The following is a 25,025-nucleotide window of genomic DNA, read 5'->3' as shown; positions in this document are numbered from 1 at the left end:
CGCGTCGACCATATTCAGCGCAACCGGATTGCCATCCGTCATCATTCCATTCGCGGGCCGGATCGAATTCCCGCCTGCCATTCAAAGGACAAGACAATGCCTCTCGCACTTCTGGCGTTGACAATCAGCGCCTATGCCATCGGCACGACAGAATTCGTGATCGTTGGCCTCCTGCCCACCGTTGCCGGCGATCTCGGCATCAGCCTGCCGCTCGCCGGTCTCATCGTCAGCGTCTATGCGCTGGGCGTCACCTTCGGTGCACCGGTTCTGACCGCCCTCACCGGCAAGATCGAGCGCAAGCCGCTCCTGCTCGGGCTCATGGCGCTTTTCATCGTCGGCAATACTGCTGCGGCGCTTTCGCCAACCTATGAACTGCTGCTCGTCGCCCGCGTGCTGAGCGCCTTCGCGCATGGCGTGTTCTTCTCGGTTGGTGCCACCATTGCCGCCGATCTGGTTGCGCCCAACAAGCGCGCATCGGCCATCGCCATGATGTTCCTCGGCTTGACCGTCGCCATCGTCACCGGTGTTCCGCTTGGTACCTTCATCGGCCAGCAGCTAGGCTGGCGTGCAACATTCTGGGCGGTTGCCGGCCTTGGTGTCATCGCCTTCGTCGCCATTGCCGTGCTTCTGCCTACTACCATCGCCAAGGCCGCTCCTGCACGCCTGATCGACCAGGTTCGCGTGCTGGGCAGCGGACGCCTGCTGCTCGCCTTCGCCATGACCGCGCTCGGCTATGGCGGGACCTTCGTGATGTTCACATTCCTTGCCCCGGTGCTGCAGGAAATCACCGGCTATGCAGGCTCGACAGTCAGTCTCATCCTCGTGCTGTACGGCCTGTCGATTGCCGTGGGCAACATGGTTGGCGGACGTGTGGCCGACGGCAACCCGGTTGGCGCGCTGGTCGTGATGTTTGCCTTGCAGGCACTTGTGCTGGCCATCTTCACCTTCACCGCCGTCTCGCCGGTCTGGTCGCTGGTCACGCTGGCCGCGCTCGGTGCGCTGTCCTTCTCCAATGTCCCCGGCCTGCAGCTTTATGTGGTGCAGCTGGCCAAGATCCACACGCCGGAAACGGTCGACGTTGCCTCAGCGCTGAACATCGCCGCGTTCAACCTCGGCATTGCCGGGGGTGCCTTCCTCGGCGGCATCATCGTGGCCTCACCCCTCGGTCTTGGCGCGACGCCATGGGTCGGTGCCATTCTCGTGGTCGGCGCCCTTGGGCTGACACTCTGGAGCCAGGCGCTCGACAGGCGCGCGGCAACGCAGGTTCTGGCGACTTGCTAGAGCCTGTCCCCGCGGGGTGACATGCCCCGCGATTTTGATACAGTCCGCATGAGATTCGCTGGGAATTGATCATGCTGGCCGACGTTATGTTGCCCCTGAAGCTGACATTCCGGCTGTGGCTGAGGTTCTGGCCACAGCTTTTTGCCGTTCTGCTGCTTGGGGTCATCGCATCGCATGTGCTGATGCAACTGGCCGTCGATGCGGCCTATATCAATCACTATGCGGGACTGGCCGTGCTGACGCTGGTGGCCCTTGCGCAGCTTGTGACAACCGTTTCCATGATCCAGATCGTCCGGCCCGGCCTGCCGGCATTGAACGCGGTGCAGGAGAAAATCGCGGCAGCGGACCCGGACGACGACACGCGCCGCGGATTTTCGAGACTGGCCGCCATGGTCTCTGTCGCGCTCATCCCGTTCTTTGCCTACTACGCCGCCTGGGGCTTTCTGGGCAATACGGTGCGGCAGTATTCACGCGCCGCGCTCGACCAGATGCCCTTTGGTGAGCGCGGCAGCAATGTGCTTGATGTGCTGGATTCGAAATGGCTGCTTCTGTCCGTTGCCATCTCCTGGGTCATCCGCAAGCTGGCAAAAACCATGAAGGAAAAGACTGGCCGTTCCATCTGGCAGATCATCATGGTGGTGTGCGAGACCAACTGGGTTTTCATCGGCCTCTTCATCATCAGCCGCTGGAAGGACAGCTGGATGAAGGCCCTGAGCGAGGGCAATCTCTGGACCTATATCAAATCCCTGCTTGCCGGTCTGCCGGAGCCGGTTGCATCGGCCCATGCCGCAGCACTCATACCCGTCGAGCAGGTTCCCGAAGCGTTCGGCACCGCCGCGATCGGCCTGTTCTTTCATGCGCTGTTACCGGTGATCTGGCTTGTGATGGTGGCTCTGGTCTATGGCTACGATGTGCGCGACGAAAAAGAAATTCTGCATCTGCACCGCCGCGTCGAACAGTTTGGCACGCGCTATGCATCGATCCCGAAATTCCTGCGCGACTTCGTGGAACATTTCATTGGCGGCTACCGCTCGCGCTACCTGCCCATCGCCAACGGCGTCAAGCTGACCCTTAACGCCGGACTGCTGCTCATCCTCACGCTGATCCTCGGATATCGTTTCATTGAGTGGGCCGCGGCCTGGATGTGGCTGGGCACCGCGCGGCTGATCGGCCCGCATGCGCTGGACGTCTGGCAGGCCCTTTCCAATGGCGTCACCTTCTTGTTCGGCAGCCCCCTGCAGGACTCCTCCACCGGGATACTGGTCGAACCGCTGCGCATCTGCTTTCTTGCCGCAATTATGGAAACGGCATTCTCGATGCGGCGCAATCCGCAGCCGGCAGAGGCGGAACCGGTTGCTGCCGGCAGCTAGCCCAGCTATTGCGGACGGGCAAACCGCAGATAATAGGGCCGCTCGCTGCGCATGCCGATGGTCGGCCTCAGCTCCCCAACGACATCAGCGGGGACAAGATAGGTCTCCTCGACCACCCGCCGCATGCCCTGGCTGACCCCGGCAAAGATGGTGGAGGTACAGGTTTCTATCCCCTCGGCAGGACGCGGCAGGCCGGGTACCGATGCCGGTGACCAGGATCGCCCGGTTGCGTCCGCAAGCCTGATCGAACACATCAGCCAGAGGTTTTTCAGGTCAGGATCGCCGATTTCGACAATGAAACGCGCAATGACCGGAACGGCATTTTTCGGCAATGCCCCCGGTTTCATGCCCTCGGTGACCGTGCGCAGCTCGATAAACTGCCAGTCGCTGCCGCCGTAGCGGGCGATCTGGCCAGCCGCGACGTCAATCGGCACGACATTGTTGCTTTCTCCCATTTCCTTGACATCGCCGTACGACATGACGAACAGCGCAAGAGGAACGAGCAGCACCAGCGCCCACAGACTGCGCCGGCGCCAGCGGCGTTCCGAAAGATCCGGTGTCTCTTCAAGCGCGAGGGTCATGCGATCAGTTCCCTGAAACGGGCACGGGTTTTGCAAGATCATAGCTGTCCGCTATCAGCGGCTGGCCGTCGTTGAACTTTCTGAAATCATCGATGGCGATGCGCGCCTCGGAATCGAGCCGTGGCGCCATCCGGCCGGAAAGCGTGAACGTTGCCCCATTCACTTGATCCGGCAGGATCTCAAAGACAAAACGAACTTTCCTCGGCATGCCCGGATCAAGCATCGGCGGCATCTGGCTGCTCAGGGTGCCGACACGATCGGTTTTTTCGTAATGCAGGCCCGTGGGGCCCACCCATGTCACTGCAGCAACCGTTGTCGATGCAGTCGTTGCCGCCAATTCCGTTGTCGCCACAGCCCAAAGGCCCGACGTCGTCAGTGTCTTGCGTTGCCCGTACTGCGTGAATGTCAGTTCGCGGGCGAAATCCACCTGCTCCAACCGGAGGTCGACCAGCCGGGTATGAACCGTTTCATGCATCTTGCCATAGGCGGGGATGGGACCGGTCAAATCCTCGTAATGCGGCTTTGTCTGCTGCATGGCATACAGCACAACGACGGCAAGACAGACCACCAGAATATTGCCGAGCGGGCGCATCAGCCCTGTCCTCCGGCAAGGGCCAGACTGGCCTTGGCCGCCATGCGCTTGCCCCACCAGCCGGGCGCGCCATAGAGATTATCGCTCCGCTTGAATATATCGGCGTCAAAGCTCAGCTCAACCGTATCCTTGGGTATCGCCGTTGCCGGCATCAGCCAGACATAGGCCATTTTTTCCGGCAGTCCCGGCTGGAGCGACGGCATCAGCGCGTCATCCCGCGCAAGATAGATCATCGGTTTTTCCGCCTTTGCCTCAATCGCGGGAGGCAGATGGACTGCGCTGTAGTAGCTTTTGTCCGACCGCGTTGTCCGGTTCATCAGCTCGACCTCAAGCACCAGCGCCTTCTGATCCGCCTTCGGCGTCAGACCATGGATTTTCTGATCCGTCACCCAGGCATTCAGGGGCTTGATGCGCCACTTGCCGGCATCAAGCGACTGTCCGGGACGAATTTGGCTGATGGCGGCCTGCGGCTGCGCTTCGAACACCCCGAGGGCCACAGCCACTGCGAGCGCGGCAAAGGTGCCGAGGCCGGCGGTTATCCAGGCGCGTGCCTTGCTGGGGAGATTGCGCACATAGGACCACATGGGGCGATCTTCCTCCGATCAGCGCCATAGCACGCGCTGAATTCTGAGTCGCATTCCGAGGAACCATGCAACGGTTGTGCGCTGCATGGCAAGTCCTGACCGCGTGAGGCGGTTTAGCGTGAGGCAGCCATGGGCAGATAGCTATGAACCAGATCGACGACCTGCTGGTCGCGCGCTCTTGCCGTGTCGCCGCCCATCACCACCGCAACGAGCTTGCGGCCATTGTCATTCACCGATGTGACGATGTTGAAGCCGGAGGCCCGGACATAGCCTGTCTTGATGCCATCGGCACCATTGAGCTTTGCCAGGACACGGTTGTGGCCTTCCACCAGCCTGCCGTTGAACATGAAGTCATGCAGCGAAAAATAGTAATATTGCTGCGGGAAATGCCGGCGCAGCGCCATGCCGAGCAGCGCCATGTCGCGGGCGGTGGTGACCTGCATGGGATCGGGGAGACCCGAGGCATTGTTGAACGTCGTGCCCTTCATGCCGAGCTGGCGGGCCTTGGCCGTCATCAATGCGGCGAACTGCGGTTCAGAGCCGCCAATGGCTTCGGCAAGCGCAACGGCAACGTCATTGGCCGACTTGACTACGATCGCCTTGATCGCCGTATCCACATCGATCGACTGACCGGGCCGGAAGCCGAGCTTGCTCGGCGCCTGGGAAGCAGCGTGGGCGGAAACGGGAATGACCGTGTTCTTGGTAAGACGGCCGGATTCCAGCGCTTCGAACGTCAGATACAACGTCATCATCTTGGTCAGCGAGGCCGGGATGCGCGGAAGGTCGGCACTGGCCTGGTAAAGCACCGCGCCGGTACTGCCATCGACGACAATCGACGCGGACTTTTCCGTGATGGAAGCGGGCACGGTCGTTGCGACCGGCTGCAGCGCCGACGTGGTCGTGCAACCGCTCGCCACGCCAACAACCAGAACAAACAATGCCACACATTTTGACATCAACGACAGAGGGTAAAAAACACGCGGCACGTTCATTTTGAGCGGTCTGATTTCCAAAGGTGGAGATGAATGGTTTTTAGCGCATCATTGTTAATAATCCGCTGCTCTGCCACCCTGTTAGCGGATTTCCGCCGCCAGACCAAGCTGTGGCGTGACGGCAAATGGTCGCCGGGCCATCAGGCCGTCAGAACGACCTTGACACTGCGGGATCTGTCCAGCGCCACGGCGAAGGCTTCGGGGGCCTCTTCAAGCGGGAATTCACCCGTGACAAGCTGCAACACGCCGATTTCTCCGGAGACGATCAGTTCAACGGCTTCGTAGAATTCTTCGCCGAAACGGAATGTGCCTTTCAGGTCGAGTTCCCGCGCCATCACCGCATTGGCGGGCACCGGAATAGACCCGCCGGGCAGGTTGCCGACCTGCACAACCGTACCGCCGCGCCGCACGGTGCGGATGGCCGAGGCAAGGCCAGCGGCCGTTCCGGAAATTTCAAAGCCGACATCGAACGGTGTCGCGACGGCCAGTTTGGCAAGCTTGTCCTCGCCTTCCGACAGGTCGAACACCCGGTCGGCACCCAGTTCAAGCGCGAATTTCAGCGGAGCGGCGGCGAGATCGACCATCACAACGGATTCCGCCCCGGCATGTTTCAGCGCCAGAAGGGTGAGAAGCCCGATCGGACCCGCACCGAATATGATGGCTGAATGCCCTTTGACATGTCCGGCCCGGCGAACGGCGTGCAGGCACACCGCAAGCGGTTCGGCCAGCGCCGCCGCCTGAAACGGGAAATCCCTGGGCACCTTCACGCATTGCGCCGGCGTTGCATCAAAAAAACGGGCAAAGCCGCCCTGCATGTGCGGCGTCTTCGACGCCGACCCCATGAAATAAATATTCTCGCACAAGTTGGCGCGTCCCTCGTGGCAGTAGGCACAGGTGCCGCACCAGCGCGACGGGTTGACCGCGACACGGTCGCCAACACTGAGCCCCGTGACTTCAGACCCGAGCTGCATCACTTCCCCCGCCACTTCGTGACCGAGGATCAGCGGCGATGTCACGACAAAATCGCCGGTCCTCGCATGACGGAAATAGTGCATGTCCGAGCCGCAAATGCCGCCTGCGCCGAAGCGGATGCGCACCATATTGGGCTTCAACGCGGAGAGCGTGTGTTCCGCCATACGCAAATCCTCCGGGCCGAAAAGGGTGGCAGCGATTGTCTTCATGTGATCCGTCCCGAAATGGCGATAACGGCGATCGTATCGAGAAAATGGCAGACAAACAACACGCGCGGATTGATCGGGACCGGGAGCATCCGCGGCGGTCGCCAGGGGCTGTGGAGCGTCCAAAAATCGCCCTGCAGACCTGTGGAAACGGCATTTGTTACAGAGTGTTGCGGAAAGTGATTGCCGGGGAAGCCGCCGAACAGGCTATGAGAAGAGATTAACAGGCCGTAAACGGTCGCTCAGAACTGGTGGACAATGGTTTCAAACATTCGATTGCTGCGCCCGCTCGCCTGCCTCGGTCTGGTACTGAGCCTGGCAGCCTGCACCACGGCCAACCCGACATTGCCGACCAGCACAGCGTCGATTCCTGTTCCTGAAACTGCACCGCGCACCACCGCGCTGACCGTGACGGGCGCGCCTGTGCAGATGGCCTATGCCGGCCCGGCAGCCAACCCGGCCGCCCTCGCAACCGCCAATGCCACGACGCAGGTTGCTCCGGCCGAGACAGCAAAAATTGCCGCACCGGCAAAGACAGAAACCTACGGCCCGCGGGTCGACAATCTGATTTCACAATATTCTGCCGCCTATGCGGTGCCGGAAGCGCTGGTGCGCCGTGTTGTCCACCGCGAAAGCCGTGGCCGTCCGGAAGCCCGCAACGGCAAGTATTGGGGCTTGATGCAGATTTTGCCGTCCACCGCCCGCGCCATGGGGCACAGCGGCACGCCAAAGGACCTGCTCGATGCGGAAACCAACCTCAAATACGGCGTGAAATACCTGGCCGGTGCCTACAAGGTTGCCGACCGCAATTTTGACCGCGCTGTTCGCCTCTATGCCAGCGGCTACTATTATCAGGCCAAGCGCAAGGGCATGCTGGATGAAACCGGCCTGAAGGGCGGCACTACGCCTGTCCAGTCCACGCAGATTGCTTCGCTGCCCATGGCACCTGTGCCCGCAATCAGCCAGCCGACCGCTACGGTGCAGACGGTGGCCTATGCGCCGGACCCGGCTCCCGTGCGTCCCGGCTTTATCGCCATTCCGGCTGATCGCCCTTACGGGCTATAAACCCCACTTATCAACGCCTAGTTGAATAATGAGCCGATTCATGGCGTTGTGTGCGCAATCTGGAGCACACACATGGGTCTTTCCATCATTCTGTCGATCATCGCACTGGTTGTAGCGGCCACGGCGCGTCAGCAAGTCACCGCGCTGCGCAAGCAGGTCGAAGAATTGCGACGGCAGATTGCGGAAAAAACGCAACCGGCACCGGCAGCCAGCGAAACCGCAAAACCGATTCGCCGTTTCCGGGCCGACGAGGCCTTGACGGAGGCACCGGCACGCGCAGTTCCCCCGGCCGAACCCGTGGGAACACCGATACCGGCCATGGCGGCATCAGCGCGGCTGGACCCGAAAAAAGTGGCGGAAATCATGTCGGGCAAGCCATCGGCAACGCCTGTCACCGTCCGCGCAACACCGGCACCATCCGTACCGGCAGCCCGGCCAAAGAAGTCCTACGGCGATTTCGAGCGGTCGCTTGGCCGCAACTGGCCCGTGTGGATCGGCGGCGTGGCGCTGTTCCTTGGCGGTATCTTCGTCGTCCAGTATTCCATCGAGAACGAACTGCTCGGCCCCGGTATCCGGCTCTGCCTTGGTGCGATTTTCGGCCTGCTGCTTCTGGGCGGGGGTGAATATCTGCGCCGCAAGGAAAAGCCGCTGGGCGTGTCCGTCGAGGGCCCGGATTATATTCCCGGTGTTCTCACCGCTGCGGGATCAGCGGCTCTCTTTGCCGACGTTTATGCCGCCCACAGCATCTATGGCTTTATCGGCAGTTCGACCGCCTTTCTCGCATTGGGCGCCGTCGGCCTTGCCACCCTTGCGCTCGCCATCAAACACGGTCCGTGGATTGCCGGTCTTGGCCTTATCGGCTCCTACCTGACACCAGCCCTGGTCAATGCGCAGGCACCGGCGCCCTACAGCTTCATGACCTATCTGTCGGTCGTCACGCTCGTCGCGGTTGTCCTCGCCCGGGCGAAGGCATGGCCGTTGATCGGCGGCGCGGCGATACTTCTCGCAGCGCTCTGGGGAGCGGCCTATACCGGGTTCGACCCCATGCCGAATGGCGGGGCCCTTGGCTTGTTGACGGTCAGCGTGCTGGCCCTCTCCGTCTTCAGTCATCTGAAGCCCGGCAGCTACACCCTGTTGGACCGCACCGCGGAACCCTGGTACGATCCTATCACCATAGCGGGTGCCACTGGTGCGGTTCTTCTCGGTCTTGGCTATGTCTCGCACGATCTTTTCGGGCTGGCATCGTCGCGCTATCTGGTCCTGGCAACCCTCATTATTGCCGTGTCGGCATTGGCACCGCTCCTGATACGCCGGGCCCTGCCCTTTCTTGTTCCAGCCGCCCTCATCGCGCTTGTTCCGCTCTCCCTCGTGGATATGCATCACCTGCTGGACAGCGGCTACAACGGTTCGGGATTGCCGCTCTACGATCCTGCGAAATATCGCAGCTTTGCCATAGTCATCGCACTTGCCTTCACCGCCATCGGTGTTCTCGCCGCAACGGTGCTTGCGCGACTGCCTGATATCGTGCGCGGCCTTGCCTATGCGGCGCTGGGAACCGCCATTCCCTTCGTGATGATCACAGTGACGCTCTATATCTTCGGCAACACACCTGCCTCAACCGAAGAGATAGTCACCGTCGGGCTCGCAATCACCGGCTTTGGCGCTGCGACGTGGTTGACGCGCCTGTGGAAGGACGATGTGAAGCCGGCATCCCCGGCATGGCTGTTTGACGCCGCATCCATCGGTTTCGCTGTGCTCGCCCTTTTCGTGGTGTTCGACCCGCAATGGCGCGTTCTGGCCGCCTGCGCCCTGGCGGTTGTCTATGCCTTCGCCACACGCACTCGCCTTGCACCGGTGCTGCGCTTTGCGCCGGCGGTGTTTGCCGTCGTCATCCTCGGGCATATCCTCTTCGATCCGACGATCGTCGGCAGTGACCGCCTGTCCACCACACCGTTCTTCAACCAGCTCCTGCTCAATTACGGCGGCTTCTTCGCGGCCATGATCGTTGCGCAGCTCGTGCTGGCCAAAGGGATCAAGGACACCGCTTACCGGCTTGCGCAGGCCCTTGCCGTGCTGGCAGGCTTCGTGCTCGTCAATATCCTCGTCCGCCACTGGATGAACGGTGGCACGCTCGACAGCGGCGGCGATGTAACGTTGAGCGAGCAGTCACTCTACACGCTCATCGCACTCGGCGGATCATTGTCCCTGATGATGCTGAGCCGGGGCGGCCAGGACTGGCTCTACCGCATCGCCGCGCTCATTGTCGGTTACATCGGCATCCTTGTGGCCGTGACGCAGCATTTCATTCTCCTCAATCCGCTGTTTGACGGCTCGGTCGGCGGCGGCCTGATCTTCAACAGCCTGTTCATGGGCTACCTGCTGCCGGGCCTGCTGGCGGCCCTCGTGGCGCTCAACGCCTTCGGCGAACCACAGATAAAGCTGTTCGGCCTGCCGCTGGTCATGGCGCAGGCCAACCGCCCCCGGCACTACGCCATGGCCCTGGCGATCCTGTCCGGCCTCATGCTGTTCACATGGGTGACGCTCACCATCCGGGTGTTCTTCTGGGGCAGCAGCATTCATCTGTGGAAGGGCGTGGACTCGATGGAAATGTTCACCTATTCGGCCGTCTGGCTGCTGTTCGGCCTTGGCCTCTTCGGATTGGGCGCATGGCGGCAGAACAGGCCATTGCGCCTGATCTCGGCACCGATCGTGTTCCTTGTGATCGCCAAGGTCTTCCTGCTCGACATGTCGAACCTTGAAGGCATCCTGCGGGCCCTCTCCTTCATCGGATTGGGTCTGTCACTGGTTGGCGTCGGCCTGTTCTACCAGCGCATTCTCAATGCGGGGGCGGCGGCTACGCCGCCCACCAGCGATGAAAATGGTGCACCGGGCCGCGCCCCTGACCCACATTGAGCCCGTCGGCGGCCGCCATGGCTGCCGTCAGATAGGCTTTCGCCTCGCCGATTGCCACGGGCAGATCAAGACCCTTGGCCAGCCCGCTGGCAATCGCCGCCGCCAGGGTACAGCCCGTGCCGTGGTCATGGGTGGTGGCGAGCCGCGGTCCGTCGAAGCGCGTGACAGACGCGCCGTCGAACAAGAGGTCGGTACTGAGGCTTGTATGCCCGTGACCGCCCTTGATCAGCACCGCCGCCGGGCCAAGCTTCAGCAGCAGCTCCGCCTGCCGCGCCATCTCCCGTTCGGTTTCCGCTACGGGTGTGCCGGTCAGCAATGCGGCTTCCGGCAGGTTGGGCGTGAGCACAAGTGCCAGCGGCAGGAGCTGCACGCGCAGCGCCTCCATCGCCTCCGGCTGCAGAAGCCGATCCCCCGATGTTGCTACCATCACCGGGTCGACGACCGCCTTGCGCTGCCAGCGGTTCAAGGCTTCCGCGATGGCGTCAATGGTTTCGACCGTGGAAACCATGCCGATCTTGATCGCCCCGACCGCGATATCCGAGAGAACGGCATCGATCTGGGCGCGGATGATGGCCGGGCTCAGGTTCTCGATGGCGGTGACCCCGCGGGTGTTCTGTGCGGTGATCGCGGTCAGCACGCTCGTGCCATAGACACCGAGCGCCGAGAACGTCTTGATGTCGGCCTGGATACCGGCGCCGCCGCCGCTGTCGGAACCGGCAATGGTCAGGGCGATGGCGGTCATGCGGTTGCCCTCAACGCCTCGTCGACGGCATCGCGAAGCACCTGTGCGGCGGCGCGCGGATCGGCCTGACGGAAGATCGCCGAAATCACCGCAACCCCATCGGCACCCGCGCGAATAGCCGGAGCGACCCGGCCGAGATCGATGCCCGCGATGGCACCGACCGGCAGGTCGGGCTTTGCCGCGCGGATGATGGCCGCCAGCCGGGCAAACCCGTCAAAACCGATCGGGCCGTCGGGATTGTGCTTGGCAGGGGTTTCGAACAGGCCGCCCACGCAGGCATAGTCGATGGCAGAGTTTATGGCCACCTGCGCATCGGCTTCATTCTTCACCGTCAGGCCGATGATTGCATTGGGGCCAAGCAGCGTGCGGGCGTCGGCGACCAGCATGTCCTCGCGCCCTATATGCACACCCTCGACACCCGCCACCAGCGCGACGTCGATGCGGTCATTCACAAGCAGGGGGATGCCTGTGCCTTGCAGGGCCGCATGGATGGCGCGGGCGCGCTCCACCATCTTGCGCGTCGGCGAATTCTTGTCGCGATACTGGATGATCGTGGCACCGCCCCGCGCGGCCTGCAAAGCCAGGGCACCCAGATCGGCATCACCACCGATGGCGTCGACATCGACAATGGCATTCAGGCGGAAATCTACTTTTGGCATGGTCTTTTTCTCCGAATAAATCGTTTCACTGCAGTTCAACGGCGAGGTCATCCACCTTGGGCACCGATTTGATCAGTCCCGCTTCGTGCATGAACACGCCGAGCCGTTCATAACGGCTGCGGTCGAGGGCGGCGGGACGCTTGGCAAAACGCGGCAATGTATCGATCCATGCCTGCCGGTTCAGCGCATTGTCGAGATCGGGATAGGCCTTGACGAACAGCGACCAGGACTCATCGGGATGGTTGGTCAGATAGATCGCTCCCTTTTCCACGGCGCCGATGAAACGTTTCAAACGGTTGTCTTTCGCCAGATCGGGATGGGTCAGGAAGATCAGCTCGTCGTAAACGGGAACGCCATGCTCCTCGGGAAAGAATGCCGTTCCCTTGTGACCTTCCTGCGCCATCTGCGTCAGCTCGAAATTGCGGTAGCCGCCCACCGTGGCATCCACCTGATTGGCGATCAGCGATGCCGACAGCGCGAAGTTGACATTGATCAGCTCGACATCGCCCGTCTTCAAGCCTTCGGATTTCAGCATGGCGCCGAGCATGGCATCCTCAAAACCAGCCACGGAGAACCCGACTTTTTTGCCCTTCAGGTCCTTCAGGCTCTTGATCGGGCCATCGGCGAGGACGGTCACCGTGTTGAGCGGCGTCTCCACCAGGGTGCCGAAACGCACCAGCGGCAGGCCTTCGTCATGGCTGAGATAGAGGTTGGGCTGATAGCCGATGGCGATGTCCGCCTGCTTGGCCGCCACGAGACGCGGCGGCGCTGCCGGATCGGCCGGCGGGATCAGATCCACGTCCAGTTTCGCTTCGCTGAAGAAGCCCTTCTCGCGGGCAATCACCAGCGGCGCATGGTCGGGATTGACGAACCATTCCAGCAAGACAGACAGCTTGTCTGCCGCCGCTGCGGGTGATGCGAGGAGAGACAAGGCGGCCAGCAGGATGATGGCGGGGGCAAACGCGCGGCGGCGAAACATGGGCATTCCTTTATCAACGGGACGGGAAAACGGGGCGGTCATGATGCCTGCACCCAGGGCGTGAGACGTGCGGCGAAGGCATCGACGAGGAAACGCAGAACAATGGTCAGAACGGCGAGGATGATGAGGGCGGCAAACAGCGTATCGGTCTGCATGCGAGCATTGGCCTGCAGCATGACGAAGCCCAGTCCGCGCGAGGCACCGACCCATTCGCCGATCACGGCGCCAATGGGGGCAAAGACCGCCGCAACACGCAGGCCCGAACCGAGGCCGGGCAAGGCGCTGGGCACGCGGATGAGGAACAGTGTCGCCAGCGGCGAGGCCTGTGTGAGGGCGGCGGCATCCAATAGGTCCTGACTGGTCCGGCGCAGTCCATCGGCAAAGGACGAGGCAACGGGGAAGAAGATGATCAGGCTGGCCATGACGACCTTGGACGCGAGGCCGAAGCCGAACCAGAGAACCAGAAGCGGTGCAATGGCAAAGACCGGGAGCGCCTGCAAGACCAACAGGAGCGGCCAGACGATCTGGCCGAAACCCGGCAGGCCGGCCACCAGAAGCGCAACAAGGATTCCGGCGATGGCACCGAAGAACAGCCCGAGCACGATCTCAAGCACCGTGATGGCGGCGTTGCTCAGGAGATAATGCTGCTGCTCGACCAGGGAGGCAATGACAGAACCGGGGCCGGGCAGGATGAAGCGCGGCGGCTGCAGCATCCAGACAGCGAGCTGCCAGCACGCAAGCACAGCCAGCAGGGCTCCGGCGATGCGGACGAGCATGCGCATGGCGGGCCGTCACAGACTCGGCGATTGGTGGTTCAGCGAAAACGGCATCTGCAGGACTCCATCAAACGTGTGGAGATCCGGATATGTGCGAAGACAAGGCAGAGTGCGTGAAGAATGCTCAATTCCCGTTCCTACGCCGGCATAACCCGGATCAGGTTCAAGGGTCCAGCTCGACGCTATCTCAGCACTGTACAGTGCCCCCCTCGGAATGAAGTCATGATGGAGCGGCGGCGGCGTAAAGTCAATCGCGCCGCACAGGGATTGCAGACATCAGTTGGTCAGGCGGACATTCTCGCCATCGACAGCTTTGCAGGCCGTGACAACGGTATAGAAAAAGTCCTGCTGATCCCAACCACCGCCATCTTCCCATGCATGCTGATGGGTACCGGTACAGCTCAGAATATCAAGGATCGGTGGTATTGTGCCCTTCGGCAATTGCTTCCCATCAACAAACAGATAGTACACTTGGTCTTTATCATTTGTTTTCAAGGTCGCGTCGTATTGGGTCTGCGTGGAATCAGTAACGCATTGTACATATCTGTTGTTGGTGTTCTTGTTTCTCTTACCCAGATCGCAACCATCCTGTTTGACGTCCATTTTCAAATAGAGATCTTTGTACCCGTCAAGATTGATTGTCGTCATCTGATTCTTATTGGGAACAGTGGTACCGGTCCCCCGCCCGTTAGCGCCGCTGTGATCATAGGGGTTGTACACAACTGTTCCCAAAGCCTTCTCGGTGCCATTTAGCAACACCCCAACAATGGTCACACGTTTGAACCAGTAGCCGTAGACATCGCCAACGGTAATGGAAGCGCTGCTTGGTTTGAGCGGTGCAAGGGCGGTGGCGGTAACACCAATCTGGACTGAGTTCTGGTTCAGCAACGACATGAAGAGGGTATTGGTCTGCCCTCCCAGATTGACGGTAACCTTCTGGTCCTTTGCACTGAAATTGACACTGACAGTGCTCGCCTTGGCGCCAAGATTGGCCCGCAAAAAGGCCCGTGCCCTGTCCTCGGCAGCCTGTGCATTGCCACCCGTGAAGATGGAGGCACCGGCCAGCGCCGCTGTGTCAGCGGCGTTCTGCAAATTGACTCTTTCATTTGAGGCAACGGTATAGTCAAGGGCAAGACCGGTCATGCCCATAAGCGGCACAAGCAGCAGACCGAAGGTCAGTGCCGTGGCCCCACGCTTGTCTCTCAGGAATTGTTTGAATTTGCTCATAGCCCGCTCCGGTTGTTGAGCGAACCATGAAGGCCATGCCGTAAATGCCTGCTTAGCAAATTCGTTCAGATTGTCTCAATCTGCGATAAGTCGTGCACCATGGTAAAAATCCGATAAAGCACGACCTAGGCAGCGGGTGCGCCCGGCCGCACAAAACCCTCGCTGGCAACGAGCAGATTGCGCGTATAGGCCTGCGTCACCTTGCGGGCGGCAAGATCGGCGGCGGAAAGGCGCTCCACCTCGGCACCGCTCTGCATGACCATCAGCCGGTCGCACATGTGGGTGACCACCGCCAGATCGTGACTGACCATCAGGAAGGTCAGCTTGCGGTCGCGGCGTATCTGTTCCAGCAGGTTCAGCACTTCGGCCTGTACGGATGCATCGAGCGCCGACGTTGGTTCATCGAGCAGCAGGATCGACGGCTCCAGAATCAATGCCCGGGCGATGGCGACACGCTGGCGCTGGCCGCCGGACAGCTGATGCGAATAGCGGAAGCGGAAGCTGGAGCCGAGACCCACCTCGTCGAGCGCGCGCAGGATGCGCTTTTCGATGTCGGCAAATCCGTGGACCGCCAGTGGTTCGAGCAGAAGCCGGTCGACGGTCTGGCGCGGGTGCAGCGAGCCATAGGGGTCCTGGAACACCATCTGCACTTCACGATAGAACGCCTTGGTGCGCTTCTTGTCCAGCAGCTTGCCATTCACGGTGATCGAACCGCCGCTGGTTGGCGCAAGCCCGGCAACCGCCCGCAGCAATGTCGATTTGCCGGAGCCGGATTCACCGACGAGCCCGAAGGATTCACCCGGCATCACATCGAGGCTGACACCCCGCAAGGCACGGAAACGGTCGAACGTGACTTCAAGCTTGTCGACGACAAGCGCTTTGGCAGGAGATGTCGTCATGCCGCCCACTCCGGCTTGCGATCAAGGACAGGGAGAGGATGGGTATCGGCACCAATTTTCGGCATGCAGTTCAGAAGCCCCTGCGTATAGGGATGTTTGGCATTGTGCAGGTCCTTGGCGGCGATCTCCTCGACGATATGGCCCGCATACATGACGATGACCCGGTCGCAGAACGACGAGACCAGCCGCAGATCGTGCGAAATGAAGATCAGCCCCATGCCGCGATCGCGCACCAGATTGTCGAGGATGGCGAGAACATCCAGCTGGACAGTCACGTCGAGCGCCGAGGTCGGTTCATCGGCGATCAGCAGTTCCGGGCCGGTGATCAACATCATGGCAATCATGGCGCGCTGCCCCATGCCGCCCGAAACCTCGTGCGGATGGAGATCGAAGACGCGTTCGGGATCGCGGATCTGCACGGCGGCCAGCATGTCGAGCGCGCGCTTGCGCGCCTCGGATTTGCTGACCCTTTCGTGGGTGCGCAGCGTCTCGACGATCTGCCGCCCGATGCTCATGACCGGATTGAGCGAATATTTCGGGTCCTGCAAAATCATGGCAATCCGGTTGCCGCGCAGCGACCGCCGTTCGGCAGCCGAGACTTTCAGCAGGTCGATGCCATCGAAATTCAACGTCTCCGCAGTAATTTTCGCATGCGGCGGCGTCAGCCCCATGATGGCGCGCCCGGTCTGGGACTTGCCCGAACCGGATTCGCCGACGATACCGAGACGTTCGCGGCCGAGCGTAAAGGATACGCCGCGCACGGCATCGACCACACCCGTCCGGGTCGGAAACTGGACCCGCAGGTCCTTGACAGTCAAAAGCGTGCTCATTGGTTGTTGCCTCGCGGATCAAGCGCATCGCGCAGGCCATCGCCCAACAGATTGAAGCCAAGGCTGACGATCAGAATGGCAAAGCCCGGTGCTGCGGCAACCCACCACTGATCCATGATGAAACGGCGGCCCGACGCAATCATCGCCCCCCATTCCGGCAATGGCGGCTGAGCGCCGAGACCAAGAAAGCCAAGACCCGCGGCAATCAGGATGATACCGGCCATATCCAATGTCACACGGACAATCAGCGAGGACAGGCAGAGCGGCATGACGTGCCGCAGGACGATGCGGACCGGCGAGGCCCCCATCAGGCGGACAGCTGCAATATAGTCGGAATTGCGAATCGTCAGCGTTTCGGCGCGCGCAATACGCGCATAGGGTGGCCAGGACGTCACGGCGATGGCAAAGACCGCATTTTCGATGCCAGGTCCCAGGGCTGCGACAAGCGCAAGTGCGAGAATAAGCTTTGGGAAGGCCAGAAAAATATCGGTGAGGCGCATGAGGATGGAATCGACCCAGCCTCCCGCATAACCCGCAGCGGTGCCGACGATCAGGCCGATGGGTGCTGCGATGATCGCCACGAGTATCACGACATAGAGCGTGAGGCGCGAGCCATAGATGAGGCGCGAGAGAATATCACGGCCCTGATCATCGGTGCCAAGCCAATAATCACCACCGGGTGGCAACAGGCGCGCATTGCGCAGGTCACCGATAACGGGTGAATGGGGCGCAAGAACATTGGCCAAAGCTGCAACCACCAGCAGGGCGACGATAATGGCAAGGCCGGCAAGCGCCAGCCGGTTGCTGGCGAAGCGGCCCCACACCAGATAGACGCGGCCAAGCCTTGCCTGCAGGCGCGATTGCGGACGGTCACTCATCAGCCATTGACGGCGTGACATGGGTGGAGGCGGTGTATGGATTGTCTGGCTCATCGTGCGCGCGTCCGTGGGTCAAGCGCCTGATACAGAAGATCAGACAGAAGATTGATGGCAATGAACACTGCGCCAATGATGATGGTGCCGCCAAGGACCGCGTTCATATCCGCGTTTTGCAGGGAATTGGTGATGTACAGGCCGAGGCCCGGCCACGAGAAAACGGTTTCGGTCAGGACTGAACCTTCAAGCAAATTGGCATAGGACAGGGCAATGACCGTCACCAATGGCACGGCGGCGTTGCGCAAGGCGTGGGCCCAGATGATACGGGTTTCCGACAGGCCCTTGGCGCGGGCGGCAACGATATATTCCTGTTCCAGCTCATTGAGCATGAAACTGCGGGTCATGCGGCTGATATAGGCAAGCGAGAAATAACCGAGCAGCGAGGCCGGCAGGATAATGAACGAGAAGATATTCCGGAAGGCATCCCAATTGCCCTGCAGCACCGCATCCAGCAGATAGAAGCCGGTGATGGGCGTAAAGGTGTATTCATAGATGACGTCGATGCGGCCCGGGCCCGAAGTCCAGCCAAGCTTGGCGTAAAAGACCAGCAACGCCAGCAATCCGAGCCAGAAGATCGGCATGGAATAGCCGATAAGGCCGATCAGACGCACGATCTGGTCGATCAGGCTGCCACGTTTGACCGCGGCAAGGACCCCAAGCGGTACGCCGAAAAGCGTGCCGATGAGCGTGCCGAACGTGGCAAGCTCCATGGTGGCGGGAAACACCCGGCGGATGTCGGTCATGACAGGATTGGAGGTCAAGACCGAATTGCCGAAATTACCCTGCAGCGCGCCTTTCACATAGATGAAAAACTGCTCATAGAGCGGCAGGTTAAGGCCATATTCCTCGCGCACGCGCTCGACCACATGGGCCGGAGCCCGATCGCCGACGATCGCCAGGGCGGGATCGATGGGAATGACCCGTCCGATAAAGAAAGTCACGGCGAGAAGGCCGAGGAAAGTGATCGCGCCGATCAGCACGAAGCGGCCAATAGCAATGGCAAGGCCGGAGGCCCAGGCGCCTGAACGCCTGGCCTCCAGTTGTGTTTCTGTGGTCGTCATAATTTCAGCCTTGGGCGCTTGCCCTGATCATTTCGATACGGTGAAAACGTAATTGGTATCGAAAGATGGTCCGAGCTTGAAACCCTTGAGATTCGAGCGGATACCGGCAACTTCCGTCTGCTGGAACAGGAGAACGAACGGGCTGGTTGCCAGAACCTTCTTCTGCAGATCCTCATAGGTCTTGGCGCGCTTGGCAGTGTCGCGTTCCAGAAGGGCCGACTTGGTTTCCTTGGTCAGATCCGGCACATCCCAGGCATTGCGCCATGCGAGCGTCTTGTTGGTGCCCGTATCGGCATTGTCCGGATTGCTGGTGAAGGTTTCCGCATTGGAGTTCGGATCCCAGTAATCCACGCCCCACTGACCGATATAGATATCATGGGTGCGGGCGCGGTATTTGGTCAGCGTCTGCTTACCGTCGCCGGGAATGATCTCCAGCTTCACGCCGCCCTGGGCAAAGGTCTGCTGCACGGATTCGGCAATGCCCGTCACCGGCTGGCCGTTGCGCACATCCATCGTCACCGAGAAACCATCCTTCAGGCCGGCCTTGGCCAGAAGTTCCTTGGCCTTCGCCACGTTGAGGGAATAGGGCTTTTCGTCCAGCTCGCCCAGAATGCCCTTCGGCAGGAAGGTCTGGTGGATTTCGCCGATGCCCTTGATCAGCTTTTCGCCGATGGCATCATAATCGACGAGATATTTCAGCGCTTCACGCACTTCCGGCTTGGCCAGGTTCGCATTCTTCTGGTTGAGGCTGAAATAATAGATCGTGCCCTTGGCTGCGCTGGTTGTCTTGATGTCGCTGTTCTTGACCACCTGCTCCAGATCGTTGGGCTCCAGATTGCGGGCAACGTCGATATCGCCCTTTTCCAGGAGCAGGCGCTGCGTGGCGCTTTCCTTGACATGGCGGTAGATCACGCGGTTGAGCGGCGCCTTGGTGCCGTGATAATTGTCGTTGCGCTCCAGAACGAGGATTTCGTTGGCGCGCCAGTCGCGGATCTTCATCGGGCCGGAACCGGCATAATTGGTCTTCATCCAGGCATTGCCGTAGTCATTGTCGACCACATGCTGCGAGACAAGCTTCTTGTCGACGACGGATGCAACCGTCGATGTCAGGCAGTTGAGCACGAAGCTTGGGGCATAGGGCTGGTCAACGGTGAAAACGAAGGTGCTCGGATCCGTTGCCTTGGCCTTTTCGGTGATATTGTCCGGCTTCAGGCCGAACTGGGTGAGGATGAAGGCGGGGCTCTTGTCGATCTTGATGGCGCGTTCGAAGGAATAGGCGACGTCTTCAGCGGTCAGCGGATTGCCGGAAGCAAATTTCAGGCCCGGCTTCAGCTTGAACGTATAGGTCAGGCCATCGTCGGAAACCGTCCAGCTCTCGGCAACGTCCGGAATGATCTTCGAGGGGTCATTGATGTCGAGACGCACCAGCTTGTCATAGGTATTGCCGTTGATCTCGCCCATGGTGAGCTCGAAGGCCTCGCCCGGATCAAGTGTAATCACATCGTCGATGGCAAAAGCTTCGACCAGCGTATCGGCTGGCGTTGCGGCCCATGCGGGCACGCCGGATATCACGAGCGCGGAGAGCGCCGCACTTCCGACAAGCAGCCGGAATTTCGCGTTTAACTGGTTGATCAACATAATAGTCACCCCTGTTTTTTGTGTTGTTTCAGTTCGTTTCATGCCAAGCGGACTGCAGGATACGCATCCAGTTTCCGTAGCAAATCTTTGCAAGATCCTCGCTTGAATATCCAGCATCCGCCAGCGCTTTGACAAGCGCCTGATTGCCCGCCGCATCAGTGATTTCGCTGGGGATTTTAGCACCATCGAAATCCGAGCCAAGGGCCACGCAGTCGATTCCCATGCGATTGACCATATAGTCGATGTGGCGAACCATATCGCTGAGCGGCGTGTCGGCATTCTCGCGGGCGTCCGGACGCAGCATCGCGACCGCATAGTTCAGGCCGACCAGCCCCTTGCGCTCGCGAATGGCATCGAACTGCTTGTCCGTCAGATTGCGTGCGATCGGCGTGAGCGCGTGAACATTGGAATGGCTGGCAACCAGCGGCTGATCGCTGATCCGGGCGACATCCCAGAAGCCCTTTTCCGTGATATGGGCCAGATCAACAAGAATGCCGAGGCGGTTGCACGCCCTGACCAGATCCTCGCCCGCTGCCGTCAGACCGGGACCGGTATCCGGGTCGGACGGATAGGCGAAGGGAACCCCGTGAGCGAAAACATTGTTGCGGCTCCAGACCGGCCCGAGCGAGCGCAGCCCCGCCGCGTAGAAAACCTCGAGTGCCGCCAGATCGGCATCGATCGCTTCGCAGCCCTCGATATGCAGAACCGCGGCGAACTGGTCGTTGGCCACCGACTCCTCGATATCGGCGGTGGAACGGCACAGCTTCCATCCGCCCGCCTGTTCCAGACGCAGCGCAATCGAGGCCATTTCCAGGGAGATGTCGAGCGAGGGTGCGCGCTCGAGCGGCGCAGCGAGCGGCGTAAAATAATGCCCCTTGGCATCGGGCGCCTTGAAGGCAAGATCGCCTGACGGAACATAGATGGCGCACAGGCCGCCAACGAGCCCGCCCTTCAGGGCGCGGCTTTTGTCGATATGGCCTGAGGTGGTGCCTTCAATGAATTCGCGGACCGGGTCGGCGCCGTCTTTTGAATGTTTCCACAACCGGTAAAGCACATCGTTGTGACCATCAAAGACAGGCTGCATTTCAATTCCCACTCAGGTTACCCAACAAGGCACGCCCACCGATAAATCGTTTCATCAACGTCCGGTGCTGCGTGCTTCTTCTTCGACAAAAGATCATGTCGCAGAGGAACAGGCAAGATAGGAATTGTACAAAAGTATAAGAGCAACCCCATTTGTGCCGGGCCGCCCATGCGGACGGGTTGCAACCTGTGGATCGTGGTCGTCACTGCTGCGGTGTGATAGCAACAAAATCCAGGTGCACAACACAGTTGTATTGCGTGCCGTTACGGGTTACATCTTATGATAATCAGTTTCAGACATAAGGGGCTTGAAACCTTCTATCGCACTGGTTCGGCCCGAGGGATACAGGCCGCGCATTCAGCAAAGCTGACACTGATTCTGACTGCATTGGATGCTGCGGAAACAACCAAACAACTGGAACTGCCGGCTTTCAGACTGCATCCCCTTAAAGGCCCACTGAATGGGTATTGGTCTATCTGGGTCAACGGCAATTGGCGTGTGATTTTTCGCTTCAACAATCAGAGTGTCGAGCTAGTCGACTATCTGGATTATCACTAGGAGCAACCATGATGAAAAGCCCAGCGCACCCGGGAATTGTCTTGAGAGAAACCGTGCTCAACCCGCTTGGCATTAACGTCAGCGAGGCCGCAGAACGGTTAGGCATGTCGAGACCGGCACTTTCCCGAGTTCTCAATGGGCATGCTGCAATTAGCCCTGAGCTCGCCCTTCGCTTGGAGGCGGCGGGCGTTAGCGAAGCCAAGTTCTGGCTGAATATGCAAATCAACTTCGATCTTGCACGAGCACGGGCATCTGCCAGACCTGCCGTAAAGACAATTCAGCCGCCAAAAGCTGCGTAAGACCATGGATTGTCTACAGGATATAAAACGGCGCTTCCCACGACGACATCATTCACGCCGATTTTGACCTGCGGGCGGTGGCCTGACGGCAACGCCCGCAGCCGGAACGATTGTCCGGGATCAGACGTCCAGATTGGCAACGCTGAGCGCATTGTCCTGAATGAACTCGCGGCGCGGCTCGACATCATCGCCCATCAGCCTTGAGAACAGGCTGTCGGCGTCTGTCGCGTCATTGACTTTGACCTGCAGCAGCGAACGGGCATTGGGATCAAGCGTGGTTTCCCACAATTGATCGGCGTTCATTTCGCCCAGCCCCTTGTAACGCTGCAGCGACAGGCCCTTGCGTCCCGTGGCAAAGACCGCCTCAAGCAGGGCAATCGGTCCTGCCAGGGATTCGGACTTTTCCTTGCGGCGCAGGACAGGCGGCTTGCCGTAGACTTCCTGCAGGCGCGGGGAATAGCGGTCGAGCTGGCGCGCATCGGCCGAACCGATCAAGGCCATGTCGAGCGTCACGGTTTCCTTCACGCCGCGCAGCGAACGCTCCAGGACATAGCCGTCGACACCGTCATCCGGCGTTGCAAGCCGGCCGGTCCAGCCCTTTTCCGTTTCTTCGGCGATCAGGTCGAGGCGGGCAGCGACTTCCTTCACCAAAAGCTCGGCACGCGGCGTATCGGAAATGGCTTCCGGATTGAGCGCGCCGGCAATGGTCGCCTGCTCGACGACGGCACGGTCGTAGCGGGTATTGAGGCCCAGCAGCAGATGACGGACAGCCAGCGCATCATTGATGACAGACCGCAGATCGGTGCCGGCCCGCACTTCGCCGCCGGTCAACTCCAGCGATGCTTCTTCAAGGCCTGAATCGATCAGGAACTCCTCGAAGGCCGCTTCATTCTTGATGTATTGCGAGGACTTGCCGCGCGACACCTTATAAAGCGGCGGCTGGGCGATATAGATATGGCCACGCTCGATCAGTTCCGGCATCTGGCGGAAGAAGAACGTCAGCAGCAGCGTGCGAATATGCGCCCCGTCGACGTCGGCGTCGGTCATGATGATGATCTTGTGGTACCGCAGCTTGTCCGGGTTGAACTCGTCCTTGCCGATGCTGGTTCCCAGCGCCAGGATCAGCGTGCCGATCTGGTCGGAGGAGAGCATGCGGTCCAGCTTGACACGCTCGACATTCAGGATCTTGCCGCGCAGCGGCAGGATCGCCTGGTTCTGGCGCGAGCGGCCGCCCTTGGCCGAACCACCGGCGGAATCGCCCTCGACAATGAAGATTTCCGACTTGGCCGGATCGCGTTCCTGGCAATCGGCAAGCTTGCCGGGCAGCGAGCTGATGCTCAGCGAATTCTTGCGGGTGATGTCGCGCGCCTTGCGGGCAGCCTCACGGGCGGACGCAGCCTGGATGACCTTTTCCACCAGAACCTTGCCTTCGGCGGGATGTTCTTCCAGCCAGCTCGACAAGGCCTCGTTGACGAGACTTTCGACGACCGCGCGCACTTCGGATGAAACGAGCTTGTCCTTGGTCTGCGACGAGAATTTCGGGTCCGGCACCTTGACGGAGAGAACGGCGGTCAGACCTTCACGGCAATCGTCGCCGGTCAGCGACACCTTTGCCTTTTTCGCCTGCCCGGTGTTTTCGGCATAGCCGGTCATCTGGCGCGTCAGCGCACCGCGGAAACCGGCGAGATGCGTCCCGCCATCGCGCTGCGGAATGTTGTTGGTGAAGCACAGAACATTCTCGTGATAGCTGTCATTCCACCACATGGCGACTTCCACCGTGGTGTCATCGCGTTCACCGCGAATATAAATCGGTTCGCTGACCAGTTCCTTTTTGGTGCGATCGAGATATTTGACGTAGGCCGTCAGCCCGCCCTCATAAAACAGCTCGAGCTCGACCGGATCGGCATGGCGGCGGTCAGCCAGAAGGATGCGAACACCGGAATTCAGGAAAGCCAGTTCGCGCAAACGATGTTCCAGCGTCTTGAAATCGAACTCGACCATGGTGAATGTGTCGGTCGAGGGCAGGAACGACACTTCCGTGCCGGTCTCGCCATTGGACTCGCCGATTTCCCGCAGCGGAGCATCGGCAACGCCATGGGTGAAACTCATTTCATGGATTTTGCCCTGACGGCGAATCTTGAGGCGCAGCCAGACCGACAGGGCGTTGACCACGGAAACACCCACGCCATGCAGACCGCCTGACACCTTGTAGGAGTTCTGATCGAACTTACCGCCGGCGTGCAGCTGGGTCATGATGACCTCGGCTGCGGAGACGCCTTCCTCGTGCATATCCGTGGGAATTCCGCGTCCGTTATCCGTGACGGTGCAGGACCCGTCGGGATTGAGCGTGACAGTGACGCGCGTTGCATGACCGGCAAGCGCCTCGTCAATGGCGTTGTCGACGACTTCATAAACCATGTGGTGCAAGCCGGAACCGTCGTCCGTATCGCCGATATACATACCCGGGCGCTTGCGGACAGCATCCAACCCCTTGAGAACCTTGATAGAATCTGCACCATATTCCGGTGAAGTTCCGGTCGTCATCTCAGGTGTATCACTCATATAAATTCAATCTTTTCTTGGCGCCGTGAACTGGCGTGAAGGACCCGGGCGAATCATGCCCGGCTACAGACCTAGATATAGTGGTTAATGTACATTTTTCCAATTCTTAGCCTATAGGCTATCCACGGATCATGGCTAAAAAACGCCTGATCAACGCGGAAATCCGTGCCTGAACCCTGCAGTATGCACAGATTCAGGCTGAGCGCGGCGTACCTTCTCG

23 protein-coding genes and 1 riboswitch are annotated in these 25,025 nt (G+C 60.3%); of the genes, 6 read left to right on the top strand and 17 right to left on the bottom strand.

Annotated features, from left to right (window positions below):
• Window positions 1-96 precede the first annotated feature (96 nt).
• Complete coding sequence (locus ACIQWS_RS00990; protein ID WP_403169379.1) at window positions 97-1,281, top strand: MFS transporter; 1,185 nt, start codon at window positions 97-99, stop codon at window positions 1,279-1,281.
• A 71-nt stretch (window positions 1,282-1,352) separates the two neighbouring features.
• On the top strand, window positions 1,353-2,651 hold the full coding sequence (locus ACIQWS_RS00985; protein ID WP_403169376.1) for a hypothetical protein: 1,299 nt from the start codon (window positions 1,353-1,355) through the stop codon (window positions 2,649-2,651).
• Between the two features lie 5 nt (window positions 2,652-2,656).
• Here ACIQWS_RS00985 and ACIQWS_RS00980 read toward each other — a convergent pair whose 3' ends face one another.
• From ACIQWS_RS00980 to ACIQWS_RS00960, 5 genes are all read right to left on the bottom strand, one after another.
• Complete coding sequence (locus tag ACIQWS_RS00980; protein ID WP_403169373.1) at window positions 2,657-3,232, bottom strand: hypothetical protein; 576 nt, start codon at window positions 3,230-3,232, stop codon at window positions 2,657-2,659.
• A gap of 4 nt (window positions 3,233-3,236) precedes the next feature.
• Window positions 3,237-3,824, bottom strand: coding sequence for a hypothetical protein (locus ACIQWS_RS00975; RefSeq protein ID WP_403169370.1), 588 nt, complete (start codon window positions 3,822-3,824; stop codon window positions 3,237-3,239).
• On the bottom strand, window positions 3,824-4,408 hold the full coding sequence (locus tag ACIQWS_RS00970) for a hypothetical protein (protein WP_403169367.1): 585 nt from the start codon (window positions 4,406-4,408) through the stop codon (window positions 3,824-3,826). Before ACIQWS_RS00970 ends, ACIQWS_RS00975 begins: the two co-directional genes overlap by 1 nt.
• Before the next feature lie 113 nt (window positions 4,409-4,521).
• Window positions 4,522-5,400, bottom strand: a complete 879-nt coding sequence (locus ACIQWS_RS00965) for a D-alanyl-D-alanine carboxypeptidase family protein (protein ID WP_223612191.1) — start codon at window positions 5,398-5,400, stop codon at window positions 4,522-4,524.
• Window positions 5,401-5,540: 140 nt separating this feature from the next.
• On the bottom strand, window positions 5,541-6,581 hold the full coding sequence (locus ACIQWS_RS00960; RefSeq protein WP_403169364.1) for an L-idonate 5-dehydrogenase: 1,041 nt from the start codon (window positions 6,579-6,581) through the stop codon (window positions 5,541-5,543).
• Window positions 6,582-6,836: 255 nt separating this feature from the next.
• Between ACIQWS_RS00960 and ACIQWS_RS00955 the strand changes: the two genes are divergently transcribed.
• Window positions 6,837-7,643: a transglycosylase SLT domain-containing protein gene (locus tag ACIQWS_RS00955; protein ID WP_403169361.1), complete on the top strand. Its 807-nt coding sequence runs from the start codon at window positions 6,837-6,839 to the stop codon at window positions 7,641-7,643.
• 72 nt (window positions 7,644-7,715) lie between these two features.
• Window positions 7,716-10,556 carry a DUF2339 domain-containing protein gene (locus ACIQWS_RS00950; protein ID WP_403169359.1) on the top strand — a complete coding sequence of 947 codons (2,841 nt, stop codon included), beginning with the start codon at window positions 7,716-7,718 and terminating at the stop codon, window positions 10,554-10,556.
• Here the strand turns inward: ACIQWS_RS00950 and thiD are convergent.
• The 11 genes from thiD to ACIQWS_RS00895 all read right to left on the bottom strand — a co-directional run bounded on the left by thiD (window position 10,498) and on the right by ACIQWS_RS00895 (window position 21,386).
• Window positions 10,498-11,298 (bottom strand): bifunctional hydroxymethylpyrimidine kinase/phosphomethylpyrimidine kinase, encoded by an 801-nt coding sequence (thiD, locus tag ACIQWS_RS00945; RefSeq protein ID WP_403169356.1) that lies wholly within the window; start codon window positions 11,296-11,298, stop codon window positions 10,498-10,500. The two genes, ACIQWS_RS00950 and thiD, sit on opposite strands and share 59 nt — an antisense overlap.
• The gene (thiE, locus tag ACIQWS_RS00940) at window positions 11,295-11,957 is read right to left on the bottom strand and encodes a thiamine phosphate synthase (protein ID WP_403169353.1); all 663 of its coding nucleotides are present in this window, start codon (window positions 11,955-11,957) and stop codon (window positions 11,295-11,297) included. Before thiE ends, thiD begins: the two co-directional genes overlap by 4 nt.
• Before the next feature lie 25 nt (window positions 11,958-11,982).
• Window positions 11,983-12,936 carry an ABC transporter substrate-binding protein gene (locus ACIQWS_RS00935; RefSeq protein WP_403169350.1) on the bottom strand — a complete coding sequence of 318 codons (954 nt, stop codon included), beginning with the start codon at window positions 12,934-12,936 and terminating at the stop codon, window positions 11,983-11,985.
• Between the two features lie 38 nt (window positions 12,937-12,974).
• Window positions 12,975-13,718 carry an ABC transporter permease gene (locus ACIQWS_RS00930; RefSeq protein WP_403169347.1) on the bottom strand — a complete coding sequence of 248 codons (744 nt, stop codon included), beginning with the start codon at window positions 13,716-13,718 and terminating at the stop codon, window positions 12,975-12,977.
• Window positions 13,719-13,829: 111 nt separating this feature from the next.
• Window positions 13,830-13,932: riboswitch (TPP riboswitch) on the bottom strand.
• Window positions 13,933-13,988: 56 nt separating this feature from the next.
• Window positions 13,989-14,939, bottom strand: coding sequence for a TadE/TadG family type IV pilus assembly protein (locus ACIQWS_RS00925; RefSeq protein ID WP_403169344.1), 951 nt, complete (start codon window positions 14,937-14,939; stop codon window positions 13,989-13,991).
• Between the two features lie 125 nt (window positions 14,940-15,064).
• Window positions 15,065-15,838: an ABC transporter ATP-binding protein gene (locus ACIQWS_RS00920; RefSeq protein ID WP_346306489.1), complete on the bottom strand. Its 774-nt coding sequence runs from the start codon at window positions 15,836-15,838 to the stop codon at window positions 15,065-15,067.
• Window positions 15,835-16,668, bottom strand: a complete 834-nt coding sequence (locus tag ACIQWS_RS00915; RefSeq protein WP_223612200.1) for an ABC transporter ATP-binding protein — start codon at window positions 16,666-16,668, stop codon at window positions 15,835-15,837. Before ACIQWS_RS00915 ends, ACIQWS_RS00920 begins: the two co-directional genes overlap by 4 nt.
• Entirely contained in the window at window positions 16,665-17,600 is a 936-nt protein-coding gene (gene nikC, locus ACIQWS_RS00910) for a nickel transporter permease (protein ID WP_403169339.1), read from the bottom strand. The genes ACIQWS_RS00915 and nikC overlap by 4 nt, the downstream gene beginning before the upstream one ends.
• On the bottom strand, window positions 17,597-18,664 hold the full coding sequence (locus tag ACIQWS_RS00905) for an ABC transporter permease (protein WP_403169336.1): 1,068 nt from the start codon (window positions 18,662-18,664) through the stop codon (window positions 17,597-17,599). Before ACIQWS_RS00905 ends, nikC begins: the two co-directional genes overlap by 4 nt.
• A gap of 27 nt (window positions 18,665-18,691) precedes the next feature.
• Window positions 18,692-20,302, bottom strand: a complete 1,611-nt coding sequence (locus tag ACIQWS_RS00900) for an ABC transporter substrate-binding protein (RefSeq protein WP_403169333.1) — start codon at window positions 20,300-20,302, stop codon at window positions 18,692-18,694.
• Between the two features lie 28 nt (window positions 20,303-20,330).
• A complete protein-coding gene (locus ACIQWS_RS00895; RefSeq protein WP_346306372.1) occupies window positions 20,331-21,386 on the bottom strand; it encodes a dipeptidase in 1,056 nt (351 codons plus the stop codon).
• 279 nt (window positions 21,387-21,665) lie between these two features.
• Between ACIQWS_RS00895 and ACIQWS_RS00890 the strand changes: the two genes are divergently transcribed.
• Together ACIQWS_RS00890 and ACIQWS_RS00885 are read left to right on the top strand one after the other, a co-directional pair.
• The gene (locus ACIQWS_RS00890; RefSeq protein ID WP_403169330.1) at window positions 21,666-21,944 is read left to right on the top strand and encodes a type II toxin-antitoxin system RelE/ParE family toxin; all 279 of its coding nucleotides are present in this window, start codon (window positions 21,666-21,668) and stop codon (window positions 21,942-21,944) included.
• Between the two features lie 8 nt (window positions 21,945-21,952).
• On the top strand, window positions 21,953-22,243 hold the full coding sequence (locus ACIQWS_RS00885) for a HigA family addiction module antitoxin (RefSeq protein ID WP_403169327.1): 291 nt from the start codon (window positions 21,953-21,955) through the stop codon (window positions 22,241-22,243).
• A 120-nt stretch (window positions 22,244-22,363) separates the two neighbouring features.
• Here the strand turns inward: ACIQWS_RS00885 and gyrB are convergent, their stop codons facing one another.
• Window positions 22,364-24,805, bottom strand: coding sequence for a DNA topoisomerase (ATP-hydrolyzing) subunit B (gyrB, locus tag ACIQWS_RS00880; RefSeq protein ID WP_223612206.1), 2,442 nt, complete (start codon window positions 24,803-24,805; stop codon window positions 22,364-22,366).
• Between the last annotated feature and the right edge of the window lie 220 nt (window positions 24,806-25,025).

It is taken from the genome of Phyllobacterium sp. NPDC097923 (genome assembly GCF_044760925.1).
In the GTDB taxonomy this organism is placed as follows: Bacteria; Pseudomonadota; Alphaproteobacteria; order Rhizobiales; family Rhizobiaceae; genus Phyllobacterium; species Phyllobacterium calauticae.
Note: the sequence above shows the minus strand (reverse complement) of the source record. Positions and strands in the feature narration are given on the sequence as shown.